This window comes from Acidovorax radicis N35 (genome assembly GCF_000204195.1).
GTDB classification, from domain to species: Bacteria; Pseudomonadota; Gammaproteobacteria; order Burkholderiales; family Burkholderiaceae_C; genus Acidovorax; species Acidovorax radicis.
On the sequence record NZ_AFBG01000003.1, the window covers coordinates 128,481 to 148,625 of the forward strand.

At 65.5% G+C, this 20,145-nt stretch carries 19 protein-coding genes and 1 other RNA gene; 11 read left to right on the forward strand and 9 right to left on the reverse strand.

What is annotated here, in order from left to right; translation table 11 throughout:
* Positions 1-165: 165 nt before the first annotated feature.
* Positions 166-262: signal recognition particle sRNA small type (gene ffs, locus ARADN35_RS27085), an RNA gene on the reverse strand.
* 98 nt (positions 263-360) lie between these two features.
* Here ffs and dnaX point away from each other — a divergent pair.
* The 6 genes from dnaX to ARADN35_RS27090 all read left to right on the forward strand — a co-directional run bounded on the left by dnaX (position 361) and on the right by ARADN35_RS27090 (position 5,774).
* Entirely contained in the window at positions 361-2,379 is a 2,019-nt protein-coding gene (gene dnaX, locus ARADN35_RS0100575; protein WP_010457929.1) for a DNA polymerase III subunit gamma/tau, read from the forward strand.
* Positions 2,380-2,447: 68 nt separating this feature from the next.
* Positions 2,448-2,780, forward strand: coding sequence for a YbaB/EbfC family nucleoid-associated protein (locus tag ARADN35_RS0100580; protein ID WP_010457931.1), 333 nt, complete (start codon positions 2,448-2,450; stop codon positions 2,778-2,780).
* 293 nt (positions 2,781-3,073) lie between these two features.
* Entirely contained in the window at positions 3,074-3,664 is a 591-nt protein-coding gene (gene recR, locus ARADN35_RS0100585) for a recombination mediator RecR (protein ID WP_010457933.1), read from the forward strand.
* A gap of 100 nt (positions 3,665-3,764) precedes the next feature.
* The gene (locus ARADN35_RS0100590; protein ID WP_010457934.1) at positions 3,765-4,190 is read left to right on the forward strand and encodes an MAPEG family protein; all 426 of its coding nucleotides are present in this window, start codon (positions 3,765-3,767) and stop codon (positions 4,188-4,190) included.
* Positions 4,191-4,366: 176 nt separating this feature from the next.
* Positions 4,367-5,419, forward strand: a complete 1,053-nt coding sequence (locus tag ARADN35_RS0100595) for an ABC transporter substrate-binding protein (RefSeq protein WP_029412782.1) — start codon at positions 4,367-4,369, stop codon at positions 5,417-5,419.
* 202 nt (positions 5,420-5,621) lie between these two features.
* Positions 5,622-5,774: a DUF3096 domain-containing protein gene (locus tag ARADN35_RS27090; RefSeq protein WP_010457938.1), complete on the forward strand. Its 153-nt coding sequence runs from the start codon at positions 5,622-5,624 to the stop codon at positions 5,772-5,774.
* Positions 5,775-5,817: 43 nt separating this feature from the next.
* On the opposite strand, the gene ARADN35_RS0100605 is transcribed toward ARADN35_RS27090, so the two are convergent.
* Together ARADN35_RS0100605 and gloB are read right to left on the reverse strand one after the other, a co-directional pair.
* On the reverse strand, positions 5,818-7,353 hold the full coding sequence (locus ARADN35_RS0100605; protein WP_010457940.1) for a transglycosylase SLT domain-containing protein: 1,536 nt from the start codon (positions 7,351-7,353) through the stop codon (positions 5,818-5,820).
* Complete coding sequence (gene gloB / locus ARADN35_RS0100610; RefSeq protein WP_010457941.1) at positions 7,350-8,126, reverse strand: hydroxyacylglutathione hydrolase; 777 nt, start codon at positions 8,124-8,126, stop codon at positions 7,350-7,352. Before gloB ends, ARADN35_RS0100605 begins: the two co-directional genes overlap by 4 nt.
* On the opposite strand from gloB, the gene ARADN35_RS25595 reads away from it, so the two are divergent.
* The 4 genes from ARADN35_RS25595 (at position 8,125) to ARADN35_RS0100630 (ending at position 14,268) form a co-directional block, all read left to right on the forward strand.
* A complete protein-coding gene (locus ARADN35_RS25595; RefSeq protein ID WP_081474531.1) occupies positions 8,125-8,994 on the forward strand; it encodes a class I SAM-dependent methyltransferase in 870 nt (289 codons plus the stop codon). The genes gloB and ARADN35_RS25595 overlap by 2 nt on opposite strands.
* Positions 8,991-9,440, forward strand: a complete 450-nt coding sequence (gene rnhA / locus ARADN35_RS0100620; RefSeq protein ID WP_010457945.1) for a ribonuclease HI — start codon at positions 8,991-8,993, stop codon at positions 9,438-9,440. Before ARADN35_RS25595 ends, rnhA begins: the two co-directional genes overlap by 4 nt.
* A 204-nt stretch (positions 9,441-9,644) precedes the next feature.
* Positions 9,645-11,090 (forward strand): efflux RND transporter periplasmic adaptor subunit, encoded by a 1,446-nt coding sequence (locus ARADN35_RS0100625; RefSeq protein WP_010457947.1) that lies wholly within the window; start codon positions 9,645-9,647, stop codon positions 11,088-11,090.
* A 22-nt stretch (positions 11,091-11,112) separates the two neighbouring features.
* Positions 11,113-14,268, forward strand: a complete 3,156-nt coding sequence (locus tag ARADN35_RS0100630; RefSeq protein WP_029412785.1) for an efflux RND transporter permease subunit — start codon at positions 11,113-11,115, stop codon at positions 14,266-14,268.
* A gap of 86 nt (positions 14,269-14,354) precedes the next feature.
* On the opposite strand, the gene ARADN35_RS0100635 is transcribed toward ARADN35_RS0100630, so the two are convergent.
* The 6 genes from ARADN35_RS0100635 to moaA all read right to left on the reverse strand — a co-directional run bounded on the left by ARADN35_RS0100635 (position 14,355) and on the right by moaA (position 19,114).
* Positions 14,355-14,687, reverse strand: a complete 333-nt coding sequence (locus ARADN35_RS0100635; RefSeq protein WP_010457950.1) for a thioredoxin family protein — start codon at positions 14,685-14,687, stop codon at positions 14,355-14,357.
* A 163-nt stretch (positions 14,688-14,850) separates the two neighbouring features.
* A complete protein-coding gene (moeA, locus tag ARADN35_RS0100640) occupies positions 14,851-16,206 on the reverse strand; it encodes a molybdopterin molybdotransferase MoeA (protein ID WP_010457952.1) in 1,356 nt (451 codons plus the stop codon).
* Complete coding sequence (locus tag ARADN35_RS0100645) at positions 16,203-16,769, reverse strand: GNAT family N-acetyltransferase (RefSeq protein ID WP_010457954.1); 567 nt, start codon at positions 16,767-16,769, stop codon at positions 16,203-16,205. The genes moeA and ARADN35_RS0100645 overlap by 4 nt, the downstream gene beginning before the upstream one ends.
* A 17-nt stretch (positions 16,770-16,786) precedes the next feature.
* Complete coding sequence (gene mobA, locus ARADN35_RS0100650) at positions 16,787-17,434, reverse strand: molybdenum cofactor guanylyltransferase MobA (protein ID WP_010457956.1); 648 nt, start codon at positions 17,432-17,434, stop codon at positions 16,787-16,789.
* A 32-nt stretch (positions 17,435-17,466) separates the two neighbouring features.
* Positions 17,467-17,850 carry a DUF6713 family protein gene (locus ARADN35_RS0100655; RefSeq protein ID WP_010457958.1) on the reverse strand — a complete coding sequence of 128 codons (384 nt, stop codon included), beginning with the start codon at positions 17,848-17,850 and terminating at the stop codon, positions 17,467-17,469.
* Between the two features lie 124 nt (positions 17,851-17,974).
* Positions 17,975-19,114: a GTP 3',8-cyclase MoaA gene (gene moaA / locus ARADN35_RS0100660; RefSeq protein ID WP_010457960.1), complete on the reverse strand. Its 1,140-nt coding sequence runs from the start codon at positions 19,112-19,114 to the stop codon at positions 17,975-17,977.
* A 169-nt stretch (positions 19,115-19,283) separates the two neighbouring features.
* Between moaA and ARADN35_RS0100670 the strand changes: the two genes are divergently transcribed.
* Positions 19,284-20,135 carry a type IV pili methyl-accepting chemotaxis transducer N-terminal domain-containing protein gene (locus ARADN35_RS0100670; protein ID WP_010457963.1) on the forward strand — a complete coding sequence of 284 codons (852 nt, stop codon included), beginning with the start codon at positions 19,284-19,286 and terminating at the stop codon, positions 20,133-20,135.
* The last annotated feature ends 10 nt before the right edge of the window (positions 20,136-20,145 follow it).

The following is a 20,145-nucleotide window of genomic DNA, read 5'->3' on the forward strand; positions in this document are numbered from 1 at the left end:
TGCAATCCGGCACACCGCAAAACGGTGTCGGACAGCGCTGACAGGAGGCCAAAGGCTGCCCTGGCCCGCAGGACAGATGTCGTGCCGAATGAAAGTGGGGAGGGGGTGGGCGCGAACATGGCGCCGGGACCATTGCGCAGGCGCGCAACGGCACCGAAAAAAGAAGTTGACGAGCCTTACCCCCGGCACTGACTCCACAGTTAGGGCTGCTTGGTTCCCCACCTGACCCGGTTGGCCGCTTCACCATGCGGGGAGGCCCGTCACCTGAGATTGTACGACGGATGCGGGTGCACTTTTCTGAACAGCCCCGTTGCCCGGGATGCCGAAAGGACACCCGGCCCAGCCCGTAGAATCTGCCGGATGTCCTACCTCGTGCTCGCCCGCAAGTACCGTCCCCGCAATTTCACCGAAATGGTGGGGCAGGAGCACGTGGTGCAGGCCTTGACCAACGCGCTCACCCAGCAGCGCCTGCACCACGCCTACCTGTTCACGGGCACGCGGGGCGTGGGCAAGACCACGGTGTCGCGCATTCTGGCCAAGTCCCTCAACTGCCAGGGGCCAGACGGGCAGGGCGGCATCACCGCCACGCCGTGTGGCGTCTGCTCGGCCTGCACAGACATCGACAGCGGTCGCTTCCCCGACTACACCGAACTTGACGCGGCCTCCAACCGGGGTGTGGACGAGGTGCAGAGCCTGCTGGAACAGGCCGTCTATAAGCCTGTGCAAGGGCGCTTCAAGGTCTTCATGATCGACGAAGTGCACATGCTCACGAACACGGCGTTCAACGCCATGCTCAAGACGCTGGAAGAGCCGCCCGAGTACCTCAAGTTTGTGCTGGCCACGACGGACCCGCAGAAGGTGCCGGTCACGGTGTTGAGTCGCTGCCTGCAGTTCAACCTGCGCCCCATGGCGCCAGAGACCGTGTTGTCGCACCTCACGCAGGTGCTGGCGTCGGAGAACGTGTCGTCCGAGCCCCAGGCCCTGCGCCTGCTCTCGCGCGCCGCGCGGGGTTCCATGCGCGATGCGCTGTCGCTCACCGACCAGGCCATCGCCTTCGGCAGTGGCCAGTTGCAGGAAGCCGCCGTGCGCCAGATGTTGGGTGCGGTGGACCGTTCCTACGTGTTCCGGCTCATTGATGCGCTCGCCCAGGGCGACGGCAAGACCGTGGTGGAAACCTCGGACACGCTGCGCCTCAATGGCCTGTCGGCCGCCTCCACGCTGGAAGAAATGAGCGCCGTGCTGCAGCGCATGGCGGTGTTCCAGGCCGTGCCCCAAATGGCAGGCGCCGTGGATGCCGATGACCCCGAAGCGGCAGAAACAGCCCGCCTGGCTGCGTTGATGCCTGCCGACGAAACCCAGTTGCTCTACAGCCTGTGCTTGCACGGGCGTGGTGAACTGGGCCTGGCGCCGGATGAGTACGCGGCACTGACCATGGTCCTGCTGCGCTTGCTGGCGTTCAAGCCTTCGGGCGATTCGGCTGAAAAAAAAACTCTGACGCGGGCTGAAACCGCGTCTTCCGGTTCAGCAACGGCGGTTTCTGCGGCACCTGCCGCTGCGGCTGTCGCTGTGCCGGCGCCCGTGGTTCGAACGGGGGTGGCTCCTGCGCCGCAGGCTCTTCCGGTGGGCGCTGCGCCTGTGGCCCCGGCGCAAGCGGCTTCACCCGCAGCAGCGGTGGCAGCCGTAGTTGCGGCTGCAGGCTTGGCACCACCGGTGGTGCAAGACCTGTCTTCCGAACCTGCCGATTCCTCTGAACCGCCTCCCTGGCCGGGCTCGGACGAGCCGGGCTCCGTGCCGCCTATGGGTTTAGCCGCCACGGTGCTCTCGGTGCGGACACCCGAGAGGTTTGAAAGAAATCAGCCTCCAGCGCAATATCAACAAGCGCAAGGCGCTCCTGAATTTGTAGCGATTCCGGTGCGTGAATCGCCTGAGCCGGGTGAACGGCTGCAACCGCTGCCGCTCTCTGCCCCCACGCCCGTTTCTGCGCGCTATACGCCCACGGAAGAAGGCGATGTCTGGCACGCCACCGTGCGGCAGATGGTGGTGGCAGAGTCGATTACCGCCCTGGTGCGTGAGCTGGCCCTGCAGTCGCAACTGGTGGCGCGCGACGGGGGCCACTGGCTGCTGCGTGTGGAGCGTGAGTCCCTGAACCAGCCCACCGCACGCGAGCGCCTGCGCGCCGCGCTGGAGGCTGCCGGCCACGCCACCCAGATCACGGTGGAAGTGGGTGTTGTCATCGACAGCCCCGCCCGCCGCAACGCAGCTGCCGCTGCCGAGCGCCAGCGCCGCGCAGAAGAAATCGTGAACAACGATCCCTTCGTCCAATCGCTGATGCGTGACTACGGCGCGAGAATCGTGCCGGGCAGCATCAAGCCTGCATGATGACCCGCTGCACGCCCTCTCATTACGTACTTGTATCCAACGATAGAAACTGAAAAGGAAACCACACCATGTTCAACAAAGGACAACTCGCCGGCCTCATGAAGCAAGCCCAGGCGATGCAGGACAACCTCAAGAAGGCGCAGGATGAACTGGCCTTCATCGAGGTGGAAGGTGAATCGGGTGCTGGCCTGGTGAAGGTGCTGATGACCTGCAAACACGACGTCAAGCGCATCACCATCGATCCGAGCCTGCTGGCCGAAGACAAGGACATGCTGGAAGACCTCGTGGCGGCGGCGTTCAATGCGGCGGTGCGCAAGGCGGAGGAAACTTCGGCGGAGAAGATGGGCAAGCTGACGCAAGGGATGCCAGGCCTCCCCGGCGGCATGAAATTCCCCTTCTGAGGCTGGCTACCGAGCGGGCGATCTGCGTCGTTGGGCGGTGCTCGGAATCCTCGCGTACTTCAAGTACGTTCCGGTTCCTGTGCTCCGCCCGCCTAGCAGCTCATCCCGCTCGCTACGCCCGTGAAGGCGGGGTGTGAATACCGGGTTCAGCGAGACCTTTTTTGTTGTTTGTTCGTGGTGGAGAGCTTGCGAGGGGTGAAGCCTCTTCTCCACACAACCGTTCGGGCTGAGCTTGTCGAAGCCGTCCTGCCGCTACAAGCGCCCCAAGTTTTTCCAGATTTCCATCCCAACCAATGTCCACCACCGATTCCCTCGACGTTTTGATCCAGGCGCTGCGCCGGTTGCCGGGGGTGGGGATCAAGTCTGCGCAGCGCATGGCGTTCCATCTGCTGCAGCACGACCGCGAGGGGGCGCAGGTGTTGTCGCAGGCGCTGCACGAGGCCGCGGGGTCGGTGCACCACTGTGCCCGCTGCCACACGTTCACTGAGGCCGAGGTGTGCAGCACCTGTCTGGACCCAGCGCGTGATGCCACGCGCCTGTGTGTGGTGGAAACGCCGGCAGACCAGTCGGCCCTGGAGCGCACGGGCGCGTTCAAGGGGCTTTATTTCGTGCTCATGGGGAGGCTCAGTCCGCTGGATGGCATCGGCCCCAAGGAGATTGGCCTGCAAAAGCTCATGGACCGGGCCACCGACGGCACCGTGCAGGAGGTCATCCTGGCGACCAATTTCAATGCCGAGGGCGAGGCCACGGCCCATGTGATCAGCGAGGCGCTCAAGAGCCGGGGGCTGCATGTGACACGGCTGGCGCGTGGTGTGCCCGTGGGCAGCGAGCTGGAGTATGTGGACCTGGGCACGATTGCGCATGCACTGGTGGACCGCCGGTAGTCAGTTCACGGAACCAGGGGTCCACGGCGGCTAGAATACTCACAATTTAATAGCTGCTAGCGCTTATGTATCAAGCGCTGGAGCCCAAAAAGGCTTAAAAATGAATACCACCATGCATGTTGCACGGTTCACAGTGGCTTACTGGTGCGTGCTGATCGCGGCCCTGCTTCCCATTGGCTGCGCCTGGCTCGCCAAGAGCGGCAGCCTGGGCAAGTCGCGCAAGGACGGCGGTTTTGACAACCACGATCCCCGCGCCTGGATGGCCCGGCAGACGGACTGGCGGGCCCGCGCCAATGCGGCGCAGGCCAACAGTTTCGAGGCCTTGCCGTTCTTCATCGGTGCCGTGATCATTGCGCACCTGCTGGGGGCGGGGCAGACGTTGCTGGACATCCTGGCGCTTTTGTATGTGATGCTGCGCATCTTCTACATCATGATGTACGTGTCCGACATGCCCACCGTGCGCAGTGCGGTCTGGGCCGGGGCGCTGCTGGTCAACATTGGCATCCTGTTTCTCGGCTACCGCTGACCCTCGTCGGCTGGCCCTTGAATGGGCTGTGGCTCTTTTTGCGGGCTGTTGCGTCCCGTTTCTATAGATTTTTAAACCCTGGTAAGTAGAAACCCGCTGGGATTCCCCCTGATGCGGGCTTGCTGGCTCTGCGGCACGATTGTTGCAATGCAGCATTGCAATTTTCACTGATTTTCATGACCCGTCCTTTACTCACTCGCCGCGCCTTTGGTGCCGTGTCTGCCCTGTCGGCGGCGGGGGTGTTTGCGCCTGCCATGGTGCGGGCGCAGGTGGACGGTGCGGCACTGGGCAGCGTCACCATCGCCGTGGGTGGGCAGGGTGTGCTCTACCACCTGCCGCTGGCGCTGGCCGACCAACTGGGCTACTTCCGGGCGGAAGGGCTGGACGTGACGGTGCGCGATTTTTCGGCAGGTGCACTGGCGCTGCAGGCGGTGCAGGACGGCGTGGCGGATGTCTGTGCCGGGGCTTTCGAGCACACCATCCGGCAGCAGGTGCGCGGCCAGGCCTATCGGTCGCTGGTGGTGCAGGGGCGTGCGCCCCAGCTGGCGTTGGGAGTTTCGCTGCGCTCGCTGCCTGCCTACAAGGATCTGGCGGATTTGGGGGGGCGACGACTTGGTGTGTCGTCCGTGGGTTCGTCCACGCACCTCGCGGCCAGCCTGGTGCTGGCGCGGGCAGGCCTGGGCCCGCGCGACGTGGCATTTGTCGGCGTGGGTTCGGGCATGGCCGCGATGAACGCTCTGCGTTCCGGCCAGGTGCACGCGCTGTGCCATGCCGACCCCATCATGACGCTGCTGGAGCAAAAGGCAGACACACGCATTGCCGGCGACATGCGTTCGCTCAAGGCCGCACAGGAGATGTTTGGCGGCGCCATGCCTGCCAGCTGCCTTTATGCACCGCAAGCCTTCCTGCAAAAACATGCCGCACAGGCACAGGCGCTGGCCAACGGCATCGTGCATGCCCTCAAGTGGTTGCAGACGGCGGGACCTGCAGACATCGTCAAGGCGGTGCCCGCGGGCTATCTGATGGGAGACCGGGGGTTGTACCTGGCCGCCTTCAGCCGCGTGCGCGAGACCTATTCGACCCATGGGATGATGCCCGACGATGGCGCGGCCACGGCCTTGCGCGTGTTGTCGCGGGTGCACCCCGAGCTGGCGGATTTCAAGGTGGAGCTGACTCGCACCTACACCAACGACTTTGTGCGCAAGGCGCGGCAGAAATTCAACGTCTGAATGCGAGGTGCCCCTTGGGGGCGCTTGGAGCTGGCCGCTGGCGTGCCGGTGGGTTCTTCGCCAGAGCCTTGGATGTTGAAGTGAGGCCGCGCACTTCCGGTGGCGGCGCGGGCATTCGGGTCGGGAAGATGGCTTACATTCGTCGGCGTTCGGTTTGCCGTAGCCTCGGCCTACCAGTCACCTACCCCACAAGGATTGCACCATGTCTTTTACCCTCAGCGTCGGCCCACTCGTCTCCTTGATCGCGGGCATCCTCATCCTCGTCATGCCCCGTCTGCTCAGCACCATCGTGGCGCTGTACCTCATCATCATGGGCATCCTGGGGCTGCTGGGCATGCACTCCCTGAAGTTCTGAGGCGGGCTTCTCGGCACGCCTCTCGCGCTTCGTCTGTGGCGTTTCAGCGGCGCTTGACCTTGGAGGGCGTACCTCCTCGGCGCACCGGCGCATCGGCTGCGCGCTTGCCTGCAGCGCCGGAGCGCGCCACCGGCGTGCGTGCGTTCCGTGCCTGCGGGGCGGCCTGCCGAACGGGCAGATACACCACCACCTGCTGGCCTACCTTGAAGGCCGCCGTCGCGCGCACATCGTTCCAGTCCGCCACGTTGGCCGCCGTGAGCTTGTAGCGCCGGGCAATGCTGGCCACGGTCTCGCCCTTGCCGGCCTTCACCGTCGTGCGGCGGGTGACGATCTCTGGCGAGAAAGCGACCTGACCATTGTCTGCCAGGTGGGAGGACACATCCTGGCGAATGGCGGACGAACGCGGGATCATGAGTGCCGAACCCGCCTTGATCAGCATGCGCGGGGGAATGTTGTTGATGCTGCGCAGGTCGTTCTCGCTCATGCCCGCCCGCTGGGCGGCCTCAGCCACCGTCATCGTGGACGGCACGGACCACACGGTCCAGCTGGCATATTGCCCCTCGCGGCGCGCTTCAAGGTTGCGCTGGAACACCTTGGCGTTGTCCCAGGGCAGCAGGACTTGTGGCGTGCCTGCTGCCAGGATCACCGGTTTGTTGAAGGACGGGTTCAATGCCCGGAAGTCCTCTTCGCGCACGCCGGCCAGCGTGGCGACCAGGGCCACGTCGATGTCGTGGGTGATGTCCACCGTCTGGAAATAGGGGTGGTTTTCGATGAGTGGCAACTCGGTGCGGAAGGCCTCGGGATTCGCGACGATGTTCTTGACGGCCTGCAGCTTGGGCACGTACATGCGGGTTTCAGCCGGCATGTTCAGGTCGGTGTAGCTGGTGCCCAGTCCCTGCTTCTGGTTGCGGGCAATGGCCCGTCCCACGCTGCCTTCGCCCCAGTTGTAGGCGGCCAGGGCCAGGTGCCAGTCGCCGAACATGCCATGGAGCTTTTGCAGGTAGTCGAGCGCGGCGCGTGTGGATGCGAGCACATCGCGGCGGTCATCGCGGAACGCGTTCTGCTTGAGGTCGAAATAGTTGCCCGTGGCGGGCATGAACTGCCACATGCCAGCCGCCTTGGCGCTGGAGACGGCCTGGGGATTGAACGCGCTTTCGATGTAGGGCAGCAGCGCCAGCTCGGTGGGCATGCCGCGCCGCTCCAGCTCTTCAACGATGTGGAACAGGTACTTGCTGGAGCGCTCGGTCATGCGCTGCATGTAGTCGGGGCGCGTGGCATACCATTGCTCGCGGTCCTGCACCAGTTCATGCTGCAGGTCGGGCATCGCAAAGCCCCGGCGGATGCGGTCCCACAGGTCGGCGGGGGTCGAAAGCGACGCGACCTCGCCACTGGCAGCCTGCGCTGCCGTAATCGGCCTGAGCGGGCCGTTGGGAATGACGGGGGTGTGGGAGATCCGGGGTGGGGCGCCGGCGGAGGAAGAAGGGGCGGTGCCAGCTGCGCTGTCCTGCGAAGGCCCGGTGGTGGCGCAGCCCGTGAGCCAGAGCGCGCAAGCCAGGCAGGCGATGTGCAAAATTTTCATCGAAACTCGTTTTTCCATTGGCGCAGTGCGGCCAGTACCGCCACTGCATCGTCTTGATTCACCTGCGTGTCGTAGCCTTGGGCGGCTTGGGCCACCGCAGGTTGACGCACGCGCAGGAAGGGGTTGATGTCTCGCTCCAGGGCCATGCGCGACGGCAGTGTGGGCTGTTGGCTGGCCCGCAGTGCCTCGCATTGGTGGTTGTAGTGGAGCAATGCCGCATTGCCGGGTTCCACGGCCCGGGCAAATTTCAGGTTGGAGAGCGTGTACTCGTGCGTGCAGCATACGCGGGTGTTCCCCGGCAACGCTGCGAGCTGGTCCAGGGAGTCCAGCATCTGGGCGGGCGTGCCTTCAAACAGCCGGCCACAGCCGCCCGAAAAAAGTGTGTCGCCGCAGAACAGCAGGGGCGCACCGTCGATGTCGGGGCAGTAGTAGGCAATGTGGCCGGCGGTGTGGCCCGGCACGTCGATGACTTCAAAGCGCAGCCCCAGCGTTTCCACCGCATCGCCGTGCGCCAGGCGGTGCAGCGGCTCGGGGATTTTTTCGCGGGCGGGGCCATAGACCGTGGCGCCAGTGGCGTTGCGCAGGGCATCCACGCCGCCGACATGATCGGCGTGGTGGTGCGTGACTAGAATGGTCCGCAACTGCACACCAAGGTGCTGCAGGGCCTGCAGTACGGGCGCGGAATCTCCCGGGTCCACGACGATCGCCTGGCGGCCGTCATGCAGCATCCAGATGTAGTTGTCGGTAAAGGCGGGTAGCGGCAGCAAGTTCATGAGCGATCAAATTATAGGTTTGCACCACTGGTTCGATTCCCCGCCGGGCCGGTACCTGTTGGCGTGGGAGCAGGCGCGCTTCGACGAAGCGGTGGCAGATATCTTTGGGTACCACAGCCTGCAGCTCGGAATGCCCCTGCTGGATGGCCTGCGTGCCAACCGCATGCCCCACCAGTGGCTGGCGCTGGGGCAGGAGGCAGTGCAGGGTTCCATTGCCTTTCTGGAGACCGGTAACGGCGACGCCCCCCTGCAGCGCCGCGCGGTGGATCTGTTGACAGAGCCCGTGGCCTTGCCGTTTGCGGAGGCCAGCCTCGATCTGCTGGTGCTGCCCCATACCCTGGAGCTGAGCATGGACCCCCATGCGGCCCTGCGCGAAGTGGAGCGGGTGCTGGTGCCCGAGGGGCGGGTGGTCATCAGCGGGCTGAACCCCACGAGCCTGTGGGGATTGCGCCAGTGGCGTGCGCGCATGTACCAGCGCATGGGCAAGGGCACGCTGTACCTGCCCGACGTGGGCGAGTTCATTGGCTACCGGCGCCTGCGCGACTGGCTCAGGCTTTTGAGTTTCGAGGTCGAGTCGGCCCAGTTTGGCTGTTATCGTCCAGCGGTGCGCAGCACCCAGTGGCTGGAGCGTTTTGGCTTCATGGACCCCCTGGGCGAGCGGTGGTGGCCCATTTTTGGCGCGGCCTATTTTCTGGTTGCGGTCAAGCGGGTCCATGGCATGCGTTTGCTGGAACCCGCCTGGCGGTCCACCCGGCAGCGGTCCGCCGCCACGGTGCCCATTGCCAACCGCGCCGGCCCGGTGGGGGCAACGGGCCGCACCTCCCGCCTATTCACAGGCAGCGATGACAGAGACAGGAACACAGTTTGAACCAGGTTGAGATATACACAGATGGCGCCTGCAAGGGCAATCCGGGCCCCGGAGGGTGGGGTGCATGGTTGCGCTCGGGATCGACGGAGAAAGAGCTTTTTGGTGGAGAGCTGGGCACCACCAACAACCGCATGGAGCTGATGGCCGTGATCGAGGCGCTCTCCGCCCTCAAGCGGCCCTGTGCCGTGACGTTGTACCTGGACAGCGAATATGTGCGCAAGGGCATCACCGAGTGGATCCATGGCTGGAAAGCCAAGGGCTGGCGCACGGCTTCCAAGCAGCCGGTCAAGAATGTGGAGCTGTGGCAGCGGCTGGATGCCCTCGTGAGCACGGGTGGACACCGCATCGAATGGCGGTGGGTGAAAGGGCATTCTGGCGATCCCGGCAACGAGCGTGCCGATGCGCTGGCCAACCGGGGCGTCGACAAGGCCCTGGGGCGCGGGTGATCGCTGGCGTATGCCAAAGCGCAGCGCGGCGGCGTTTCTGCGCCGCAAGCCCCTTCGGGGGCTTTTTTTGTTTCTGCAGCATGTAAAGCCTGCGTAAATCTGCCGCAATTGCCCTTGGGGTCATACCGTGGTTGGATGCAGCGCAAGACACGCACTGATACATTGTTTGATTGCGCTCCCCACACCACCCGCTTTCATTGACCCATGGCGTCCAAGAACAAATACATCGTTTTCGCTGTCATCGGCATCGCTGCCGCATCGGGCGCTGCCTGGTGGCTTCAAAAACCGGCGCAGCCCCCGCGCAGCGAGTCGTCAGCGCCCGGTGCAGGGGGCAATGCACCCGCCGGCGCTGCAGCCAAGGGAGGGGGCGCTGGCCGCCCCGTGGCGGTGGAGGCCGTGGCTGTGCGGCAGATGGCGCTGCGCGACGATGCCGAAGCCGTGGGCAGTCTCAAATCACGCCAAAGCGTGGTGCTGCGCCCCGAGGTGAGCGGGCGCATCACGGCGCTCAATTTCCGCGATGGTGAGCGCGTGCGGCGCGGGCAGGTGCTGGTGCAGTTTGACGACCAGTTGCCCCGCGCCCAGGTCCAGCAGAGCCAGGCCGAACTGTCAATTGCGCAGGCCAACCACAAACGCAACCAGGAGCTGGTGGCCCAGGGCTTCATCAGCCAGCGTTCGGTCGATGAAAGCGCTGCCAACCTCGAAGTGGCGCGGGCCAAGCTGTCCCTGGCGCAGGCCACGGCCTCGCGCCTGAAGATTGTGGCGCCGTTTGACGGCATTGCTGGTATTCGCGGCGTGAACGTAGGCGACTACCTGAAAGACGGCGCCGACATTGTCAATGTCGAAGACCTGGACGCGGTCTACGTGGATTTCCGCCTGCCCGAGCGCCTGCAGAACAAGGTCCGCACGGGCCAGACCGCCCAGGTGGTGTTCGACGCCCTGCCGGGCGTGCGCTACAGCGCCGTGGTGCAGGCCATCAACCCTCAGATTGACACCGACGGCCGCGCTGTGGCGGTTCGCGGCTGCATCGACAACCGGCGCCTGCAACTGCGCCCCGGCATGTTTGCGCGCGTGACGGCGGTGTTCTCGGAGCGCAGCAATGCCCGCGTGATCCCCGAGGAGGCCGTGGTGCCCGACGGCAGCAGCCCCTATGTGCTCAAGATCGTTGATGGCAAGGAGCCCGGCAGCCGCGCGACCCAACGCACCCCCGTCAAGCTGGGGGCCCGCACCCCGGGTTTTGTGGAGGTGGTGGATGGCCTGGCCCTGGGAGACATGGTGGTCACCGCAGGGCAGCAGCGCATCCAGAAGGACGGAACCGTGGTGCGTGTGGTGGAGCTGGGCAAGCCGGGCAATGGTGCGTCGCCGTCGCCCTCACCTGCGCGCGCTGCATCTGGAGCGGCAGGGGCAATGGGCGCAGCCAGTGCTGGCAGTGCGGTAGCGGCAGCCGATGCACCGGTGCCCACGGCGGCCGACACCGCCAGCGGCCCCCGCGCGGCGGCGCAGCCGATGGCTGCAGCACCCGTGGCCGCCGCCACCACCACTACTGCAGCATCGCCCAATGCCGTCGTGGCTCCGTTGCCTGGCCCCAACCCTTGCCAGCCTGCAGGCACGCCCAGCCGGGCACCACAAGGCAGCCCACGCCATCCCGCGTGATCGATGAAGTTCCAGGACTGCCATGCAACTCGCTGAAATATCGATACGCCGACCGGTCTTTGCGACCGTGTTGTCGCTGCTGGTGCTGCTGATTGGTGCCGTGAGCTTCACGCGCCTTTCGGTGCGCGAATACCCCAAGATCGATGAGCCCGTGGTCACGGTGAGCGTGCGTTATGCAGGCGCATCGGCCGAGGTGATCGAATCGCAGGTCACCAAGCCGCTGGAGGATTCCATCGCCGGTATCGATGCGGTGGATGTGATCACCTCCATCAGCCGCGCGGAGCAGAGCCAGATCAGCGTGCGCTTTCGACTCGAAAAAGATGCGGACAACGCCGCCGCCGAGGTGCGCGACCGCACTGCACGGGTGCGCAACCGCTTGCCAGACGCAGTGGACGAGCCCGTGATCGCCAAGGTGGAGGCCGATGCCTCGCCCGTGATGTGGCTCGCCTTCAGCAGCGACACACGCACACCGCTCGAGATCAACGACCTCATCAACCGCATCGTCAAGCCCCGGCTGCAGACGGTGACCGGTGTGGCCGATGTGCCCATCTATGGCGAGCGCAAATACGCCATGCGCGTGTGGCTCGACCCGGAGCGCATGGCGGGCTACCGCCTGACCACGCAGGATGTGGAAGACGCCATCCGCCGCAACAACCTGGAGCTGCCTGCAGGCCGCATCGAGTCGCAGCAACGCGAGTTCAGCGTCACCTCGCAGACTGACCTGGCCACGCCGTCGCAGTTTTCCGAGGTGGTGATCCGCACCGTGAACGGCTTTCCGGTGCGCATCCGTGACGTGGCCAAGGTGGAGGAAGGGGCCGCCAGCGACCGCAGCCGGGTGCGCCTGAACGGGCGCGAGGCCATTTCGGTGGGCGTGATCCGCCAGGCCACGGCCAACCCGCTGGAACTGGCACAGGGTGTGCGCGCCATGCTGCCCACGCTCAAGGCCGACCTGCCACCGGACATCGGCATCGACATTGCCAACGACAACTCCCTGTTCATCGACCGCTCGATCAAAAGCGTGTACAGCACCATTGCCGAGGCCGTGGTGCTGGTGGCCTTGGTGATCTTTGTGTTTTTGCGCACCTTCCGCGCGTCCATCATCCCCATCATCACCATCCCGGTGAGCCTGGTGGGCAGTTTTGCGCTGATGTCGCTGGCCGGGTTTTCCATCAATACGCTCACGCTGCTGGCGCTGGTGCTGGCCATTGGCCTGGTGGTGGACGATGCCATCGTGATGCTGGAGAACATCTACCGCCACATCGAAGAGGGGCTGGACCCATTCTCGGCCGCCATCAAAGGCGCGCGCGAAATCGGCTTTGCCATCGTGGCCATGACGCTGACGCTGGTAGCGGTGTATGCCCCGCTGGCCTTTACCCCGGGGCGCACCGGCCGGCTGTTTGTGGAGTTTGCCCTGGCATTGGCAGGCGCTGTGGTGGTGTCGGGCTTTGTGGCGCTGACCCTGTCGCCCATGATGTGTTCGCTGCTGCTCAAGCACAACCCCAAGCCCAACTGGTTCGACCGCTCGATGGAGCGCTGGCTCAACGCGCTGTCGGATGCCTATGGCCGCCTGCTGCGGTGGCTGGTCACCGCACGCTGGCGCAGCCAAGGCAGCGAACGTGGTGGTGTGCGCGGCGCCATCTTTCAGGCCCGCTGGATCGTGTTGGCCGTCATGGCCATCAGTGGCGCTGCGCTGGTGGTGGTGTACCCCAGCATGCGGCAAGAGCTTTCGCCCCTGGAAGACCGGGGCACCATCCTGGCCAGCGTGACCGCCCCCGACGGCGCCACGCTGGACTACACCAACCGCTACGCGCTGGAGCTGGAGAAAATCGGCCGCGACTACCCCGAGTTCGACCGGATCTTTGCCAACATCGGCAACCCCACCGTTGCCCAGGGCAGTGTGATTTACCGCACCGTCGATTGGGAAAAGCGCAACCGCACCACCCTGGAGCTGGCGCGGGAGCTGCAGCCCAAGGTTTCGGGCCTGCCGGGCGTCAGCGCCTTTCTCATCACGCCGCCATCGCTCGGGCAGGGCTTCCGGGCGCGGCCGCTCACCTATGTGATCCAGACCTCGGACAGCTACGAAAACCTCAATGCCGTCACCAACGCTTTCATGGCCGAAATCGCGCGGAACCCCGGCATCGTGGGGCCCGACGTCGACCTGCGCCTGAACAAGCCCGAGTTGCGCATCGAGGTGAACCGGGAGCGTGCTGCGGACCTGGGGGTGAATGTGGACGTGGTGGCCAAGGCCATCGAAACCATGCTGGGGGGCCGCACCGTGACCCGCTACAAGCGCGATGCCGAGCAATACGATGTGATCGTGCAGACGGCGGCCCGGGGCCGCACCACGCCCGAGAACATTGACACCATCTACGTGCGGGGCCGCAATGAATCCATGATTCCCTTGTCCAGCCTCGTCAAGGTGCGCGAGAGCGTGAGCCCGCGCGAGCTGAACCACTTCGGCCAGCGCCGCTCGGCCACTATCACGGCCAACCTGTCGCCCGAATACTCGCTGGGCGAGGCGCTGAACTTCATGGACGCCACCGCCGCCAAGGTGCTCAAGCCCGGCTACACCACGGACCTGAACGGCACCTCGCGGGAGTTCAAGAGCTCGCAGGGAGCCTTGGGCATCGTCTTCGTGCTGGCCCTGGTCTTTATTTTCCTGGTGCTGGCGGCGCAGTTCGAGAGCTTCATCGACCCCCTGGTCATCATGGTCTCGGTGCCGCTGTCGATGATTGGCGCGTTGCTGGCACTCAAGTGGAGCGGCGGGTCGATCAACGTGTATTCGCAGATTGGCCTGATCACGCTGGTGGGGCTGATCACCAAACACGGCATCTTGATTGTGGAATTCACCAACCAGCTGCGCGAGCAGGGCATGGAGATGGTGGATGCGCTGGTCAAAGCCTCGGCCCAGCGCCTGCGGCCCATTCTGATGACCACGGGCGCCATGGTGCTGGGCGCCATCCCGCTGGCGCTGGCTTCGGGCGCTGGTGCCGAGACGCGCACGCAGATTGGCTGGGTGATTGTGGGCGGCATGTCGCTGGGCACGTTGCTCACCATTTTTGTCGTGCCTACCATGTACACCCTGTTCGCGCGCAAGGCGGTGCCGGGTGCGAACACGGCCGTGGCAGCCGAGGAGCCAGGGCATCCGCTGCATCCACACGATTACGTGGCCAAGTAGCCCTTGGCCCGAGCCAGAGAGCTTGGCGCAAGAAGAATGAAAAGAAGCCCCGCCGGGGCTTCTTTTCATTCAGGGCGTTGGGGGGCTCAGATTGGCGCCCCGTTTGCCGGTAGCGCATCCAGCACATCCTGCAGGGTTTGTGGCCGCACCAGGCGCGCCACCTCTTTTCCGTCCTTCAAAAACACCAGCGTCGGCCACAGCTTGACGCCAAACGTGCGGCCCAGGCGCTGGCCGGGGCCGTCTTCCACCTTGATGTGTGCCACGTCTGCGCGGTCTTTCAGTGCCTGCTCAATGAGGGGCTGTGCACGTTGGCAGTGGCCACACCAGGGGGTACCGAATTCCACCACGGTGGCACCGGGCAGGCGGTCCACGTCATCGCGGGATGGGGGTTGGGCAAGGTGTCGGGCGGCGTAGGGCATAGGCGCAAGATTTCCAAACAAGTGCAGAGGAAAAACCCATTGTGCGGTGCTTCGCCTGCACGGGGTGCCACGGGCGCGGCACCTGGGAGGGACGCCGAGCAAGGGCCGCCCCGCAGTGAGGGCGTCGTCCCGCTGGGGGGAAGGCGCGACGCGACTCAGGGGGTCAAATAACGCCGTCAAACACCATCACATCCACCGTGTCGCCCACGGCCACGTTGCCCTGGCCGTGGTGCAGCACGATGAGCCCATTGGCCTGCACCATGGAACTGAGCACGCCCGAGCCCTGGTTGCCGGTGGTGCACACCTGCAGCGTGCCATCAGCGGCGGTGGTGATGGTGCCGCGCTGGTACTCGGTGCGGCCGGGTTTTTTGCGCAGGGCTTCGGTGCTGGTGGCGCGCACCAGGGGCGGGGCGGTGTATGTGCTGCCCATCATGCGCAGCAGGGCGGGGCGCACGAAGGCGAGGAAGGTCACCATCACGGCCACGGGGTTGCCGGGCAAGCCAAACAGCACAGCGCCGCTGTGGGATTTTTTGCTATTATTTTGGTAGCTATTAACACTTGATGGATAAGCGCTAGAGCCCATTTTTTCTTGACTTTCAGTAGCGGCAATGCTCCCTACCGCCATAGGGCGGCCGGGCCGCATCGCGATGCGCCAGAAGGCCACGTCGCCCAGCTTCTTCATCATCGTGCGGGTGTGGTCGGCCTCGCCCACGCTCACGCCGCCGCTGGTGATGATGGCATCGGCGCGCTGTGCGGCGTTGCGAAAGGCCACCTCCAGCAGTGCCGGCTCATCGCGCACCACGCCCAGGTCGATCACCTCCACGCCCAGGCGGGTGAGCAGGCCGAAGACGGTGTAGCGGTTGCTGTCGTACACGGCGCCTTCGCGGGGTGGCTCGCCCAGGCTCAGGATCTCGTCTCCGGTCGAGAAATACGCCACGCGCAGACGGCGGAACACCGTCACGGTGGGCAGGCCCAGGCTGGCCACCAGGCCCAGGGCGGCAGGGCTGAGCAGCGTGCCCTGGGCCAGCGCCAGACCGCCTTCCATCAGGTCTTCGCCCTTGAAGCGGCGGTTGTCACCGGCCTTCAGTACATCGGCTGCGATGGTGATGTGGCCATCGGCTGCGGCCTTGGTGAACTCCTGCGGCACCACGGTGTCCAGGCCCGTGGGCATGATGGCGCCGGTCATGATCTTCACGCACTCGCCCGCTGCCACGGCGCCCGCCCAGGCCTTGCCCGCCAGTGCCGTGCCCACTACCCGCAGTGAGAGGGGCTGCCCGGCAACGAGCTGCGCGCCCGCAAAGGCATAGCCATCCATCGCCGAGTTGTCGTGCGGGGGCACGCTGAGGGGCGAGACCACGTCCCGCGCCAGCACGCGGCCCAGGGCGTCGAAGAGGGGGAGCTCTTCGGTGGCGGTCACGGGCTCGACCAGCCGCTGCAGAAACGCGTTCACATCGGCAGCGCTCAGGGCCTGCGGGTCGTAGCCTTGCAGCTCGGCGGCAATCTGGGCAATGGTTTTCATGGATCTGTGTCGTTGGAATCAGGGATGAGTACGCGCACCATGTGCAGCTTGTCGAAGCCCACGCCGTCTACCATGATGGCGTTGGGCAACAGGCCCCAGGCACGGAACCCGGCCTGCTCGTACAGGTGCACGACGTGCATGTTGGAGGCCGTCACCGTCAGCACCAACTGGGTCAGGCCAGGTACGCGGCGGGCTGCTGCCACACAGGCGGCCGCCAGCTGCTGGCCAATGCCCTGGCGCTGCGCACGGGGCGACACCATCATGCCCACCAGCACGGCACAGTGGCGCTGCTTGGTGCGCTGCTCGCGTTCGCAGCCCAGGCAGCCGAGCAACTGGCCTGCGGCATCGAAGGCACCCAGGAAGAACTGGCCCGATTCCGCAGTGCCAAAGCGCGCCACATACTCGCTGGCATCGCGGCCCACCGACGATTCATAGTCCGACGTGAACGCATCCGGTGCGGTGCGCAGCGCCTCGTCGCGCAGGGCCTTGTAGGCCACGGCATCTGCGGCGACCAAGGGGCGGATCTGTACGGAACTGATAGCCGTGGGTGGGCGCGCGTTCATGGCGGTTGTGGGGCGAGTCAGGTCTGCCGGGCCTGCGAGGCGCTGGTGTTTTCCAGCGAGTGCAGCTCGGCCAGCGTATTGGCGTTGAAGAAGGCCTTGGGGTCATCGCCCGGCTGGTCAAACGCAACGATGGCGCAGGGGTGCTGGGCCGTCCAGGCATCGATCTTGCGGCCGCCGGCCTGGGTGAAGGCGACCAGGCTTTCGAGCAGGTCCACGCGCAGCAGGCAAAACACCGGCTGGGTGCGCACGGTGGCGTGGCCCGTGCCATCGTCCTCGGGCGCTGCGGCCATGGCGATGTCGGCGTCCTGGGCGTCGGCCGCAGCCGCCAGGCGCTGGGCCAGGTCCAGTGGGAACAGGGGGGTGTCGCAGGGCACCGTCAGCAGCCAGGGGGTCTCGCAACGCTCGAGCCCGGTCAGAAAGCCCGCCAGCGGACCAGCGTAGTCGGCCAGTACATCAGGCCACACGGGGGCACCAAACGCCTCGTAGGCTGCGAGGTTGCGGTTGGCATTGACCATGGTGGCGCCGGTCTGCATCTGCAGCCGCATCAGCGTGTGCAGCGCCAGAGGCAGGCCGCTAAAACTCTGAAGGCCTTTGTCGACGCCGCCCATGCGGCTGCCGCGTCCGCCTGCAAGCACGAGGCCGGTGATGTCTTGGGTTTCAATCATGGGGGGGTGGGCGATGGGTGAAAAGCAGGGCGCTACAGCGGCTGCCGGGCACGCAGCGCGGTCAGTTGCAGGCACGAGAGGACGGCTGTGCAGGCCAGCAGGCCCAGGGACACGGGTTGCGCGAACGCCTCGTGCCCCAGGGCAAAAAACAGGCCGTGGATCGCCACGGTCAAGGCCCCCAGGCAGGGCATGAGCTTGTAGAACGCTAGGGCCGCCGGGCCTTCGCCGCGGGCGACCTGTGCCTGGGCATACAGCACCAGCGCAATGATGGGCAGGTTGAGCAGCAGGTTGACCTGGTTGCCGCCGGGGATGTGGAACAGCTCCCACTCGTGCCAGTACGCGGCATCGATCTGGTGCGTGACCAGGACGGTGGCATTGGCCAGAAACAGGGCGCGGTGCGTGGGTTGAAGGGGCATGGGGTGGGGGTGAGGAAAGGGTGAAGGCCGCAGCCACCCATGGTGCCTTAAAACAATCGGCGCCCGTACCCTGGCGCGGTGCAGGGGCTCCACAGGATCGAGATGCACGGGGCTGGCCCCACAGCTAGCCGCCGATATAGCTCATCTCCACCCGCCGGGCACCGCCTTGCGTGGTGTCCGCAGGCAGGCTGCTGCGCAGTTCCGAATAGCGGTCGCTGCGCTGCTGCCAGATGGGGGCGATGGCCGAGGCAATCGCTTCGTCGCTGGCGCCGCCGCGCAGCAGGGTGCGCAGGTCGTAGCCCTCCGAGGCAAACAGGCACAGGTAGAGCTTGCCTTCTGTGGACAGGCGCGCGCGGTTGCAGTCTTGGCAAAAAGCCTGGGTCACGCTGCTGATCACGCCCACCTCGCCCAGGGCGGGGTCGTATTGGCCCTGGGCATTGGCATAGCCCCAGCGCTCGGCGGTTTCGCCGGGGCTGCTCGGGTCGAGCTGTACCAGGGGCAGCTCGGCGCGCAGCCGTTCGATCAACTCGGCCGAGGGCAGCACCTCGTCCATGCGCCAGCCGTTGGTGGCGCCCACGTCCATGTATTCAATGAACCGCAGCGTGGTGCCCGTGCCGCGAAAGTGGCGTGCCATGGGCAAGATTTCGTGGTCGTTGGTTCCCCGCTTGACCACCATGTTGACCTTGATGTGCGACAGGCCCGCAGCATGCGCGGCCTCGATGCCCGCCAGCACGTCAGCCACCGGAAAGTCCACGTCGTTCATGCGGCGAAAGATCGTGTCGTCCAGGCCATCGAGGCTCACCGTCACGCGGTTCAGGCCTGCATCCTTCAGTGCGCGGGCCTTGCGCGCCAGCAGCGACCCATTGGTGGTCAGCGTGAGGTCGGGTGCCAGGCCGTCCACGGTGCGCAGTTCGGCCAGCTGGGCCACCAGCGCTTCCAGGTTCTTGCGCAGCAGGGGCTCGCCGCCCGTCAGGCGGATCTTGCGCACACCATGCGCGAGGAACAGGCGCGCCAGCCGTGTGATCTCTTCAAAGCTCAGCAAGGCGCCGTGGGGCAGGTAGGGGTAGTCCTTGTCGAACACTTCCTTGGGCATGCAGTAGTTGCAGCGGAAGTTGCAGCGGTCCGTCACGCTGATGCGCAGGTCGCGCAGCGGACGGCCCCGGGTGTCGGTGAGCAGGCCCGTGGGGGCCACGGGATGCGTGGGCACCCGCGCCGCCAGAGCGGCGATGCGTAGGTCCACCAGAGGAATCACACGTTCGGCCATGGCGTGATTTTGCCGCATGGGCGCCTGCAGAGGGGGCAAGCCCCTGCGCGCGGAGTTGATCGCGGTCAAGTTTTGCGAAGGCGGTGGTATGGCCCTCCTTTGACATGGCGCAGTGCGTTTTGGATGCTGCATTGCAACAATCTGCACATCCGATTTCAAGGGGATTCCCATGTTGACGCGTGAATTTTCAGCCGATGCCACGCCATGCCAGCGCCGCGTGGCCCTTCAGTGGGTGGCGGCCGGCATTCTGCTACCTACCTGGGCAACTTGGGCGACAGGGGCCCAGGCGCAGATGGGGTTGTCGGGGGCCATCAACTATGCGGGCTGGTTTCGCGCCCTTTCGCAGCGCATGGCCAAGGCCTATTGCCAGCAGTACCTGCAGGTGCTGCCCGGTGCGGCCGTGGATGTGATGGGGTTGGCGCGCAAGATGGTGCAGACGGGCAGCGGTGAACTGGCCAAGGGCATGCAGTTGGGCCAATGGCCCGCAGACGTCGGGCGGCAGCTGGTCGAAGTGCAAAAGCAGTTTGCCCTGCTGAACCAGATGACCTCTGCGCCTGCCACCACCACGGCCTTGGTGGTGGCGGCCTCGGAGCAGGCCGACCGCACGCTGCTCATTGCGCAGGCCGTGACCGAGGCCGTCGAGAAGATGGCACAGGCTCCCAGTGCCCGCCTGGTGAACCTGGCGGGCCGCCAGCGCATGCTGTCGCAGCGCCTGGCCAAGAACTACTTTTTGAGTGCTGCCAAGGTGGACTCCAAGGTGGTGCAGGCGCAACTGGCGTCAGACGCAATGGATTTCCGCCAGGCCCTGCAGACGCTGAAGGCGGCACCCGTCTCCACCCCTTCCATCCGCAACGAGCTGGAGCTGGCCGATTCGCAGTGGCTGTTTTTTGAATCCGCACTGCGCCGCCCTGCCGATGACACGGGGCTGAACGCCGTGGCCACCACCAGCGAGCGGCTGCTGGGGGTGATGGACAAGCTCACCGGCCTGTACGACGCTGCCCTGCGCGAGGTGCTGGGCTGAGAGGCTGGGA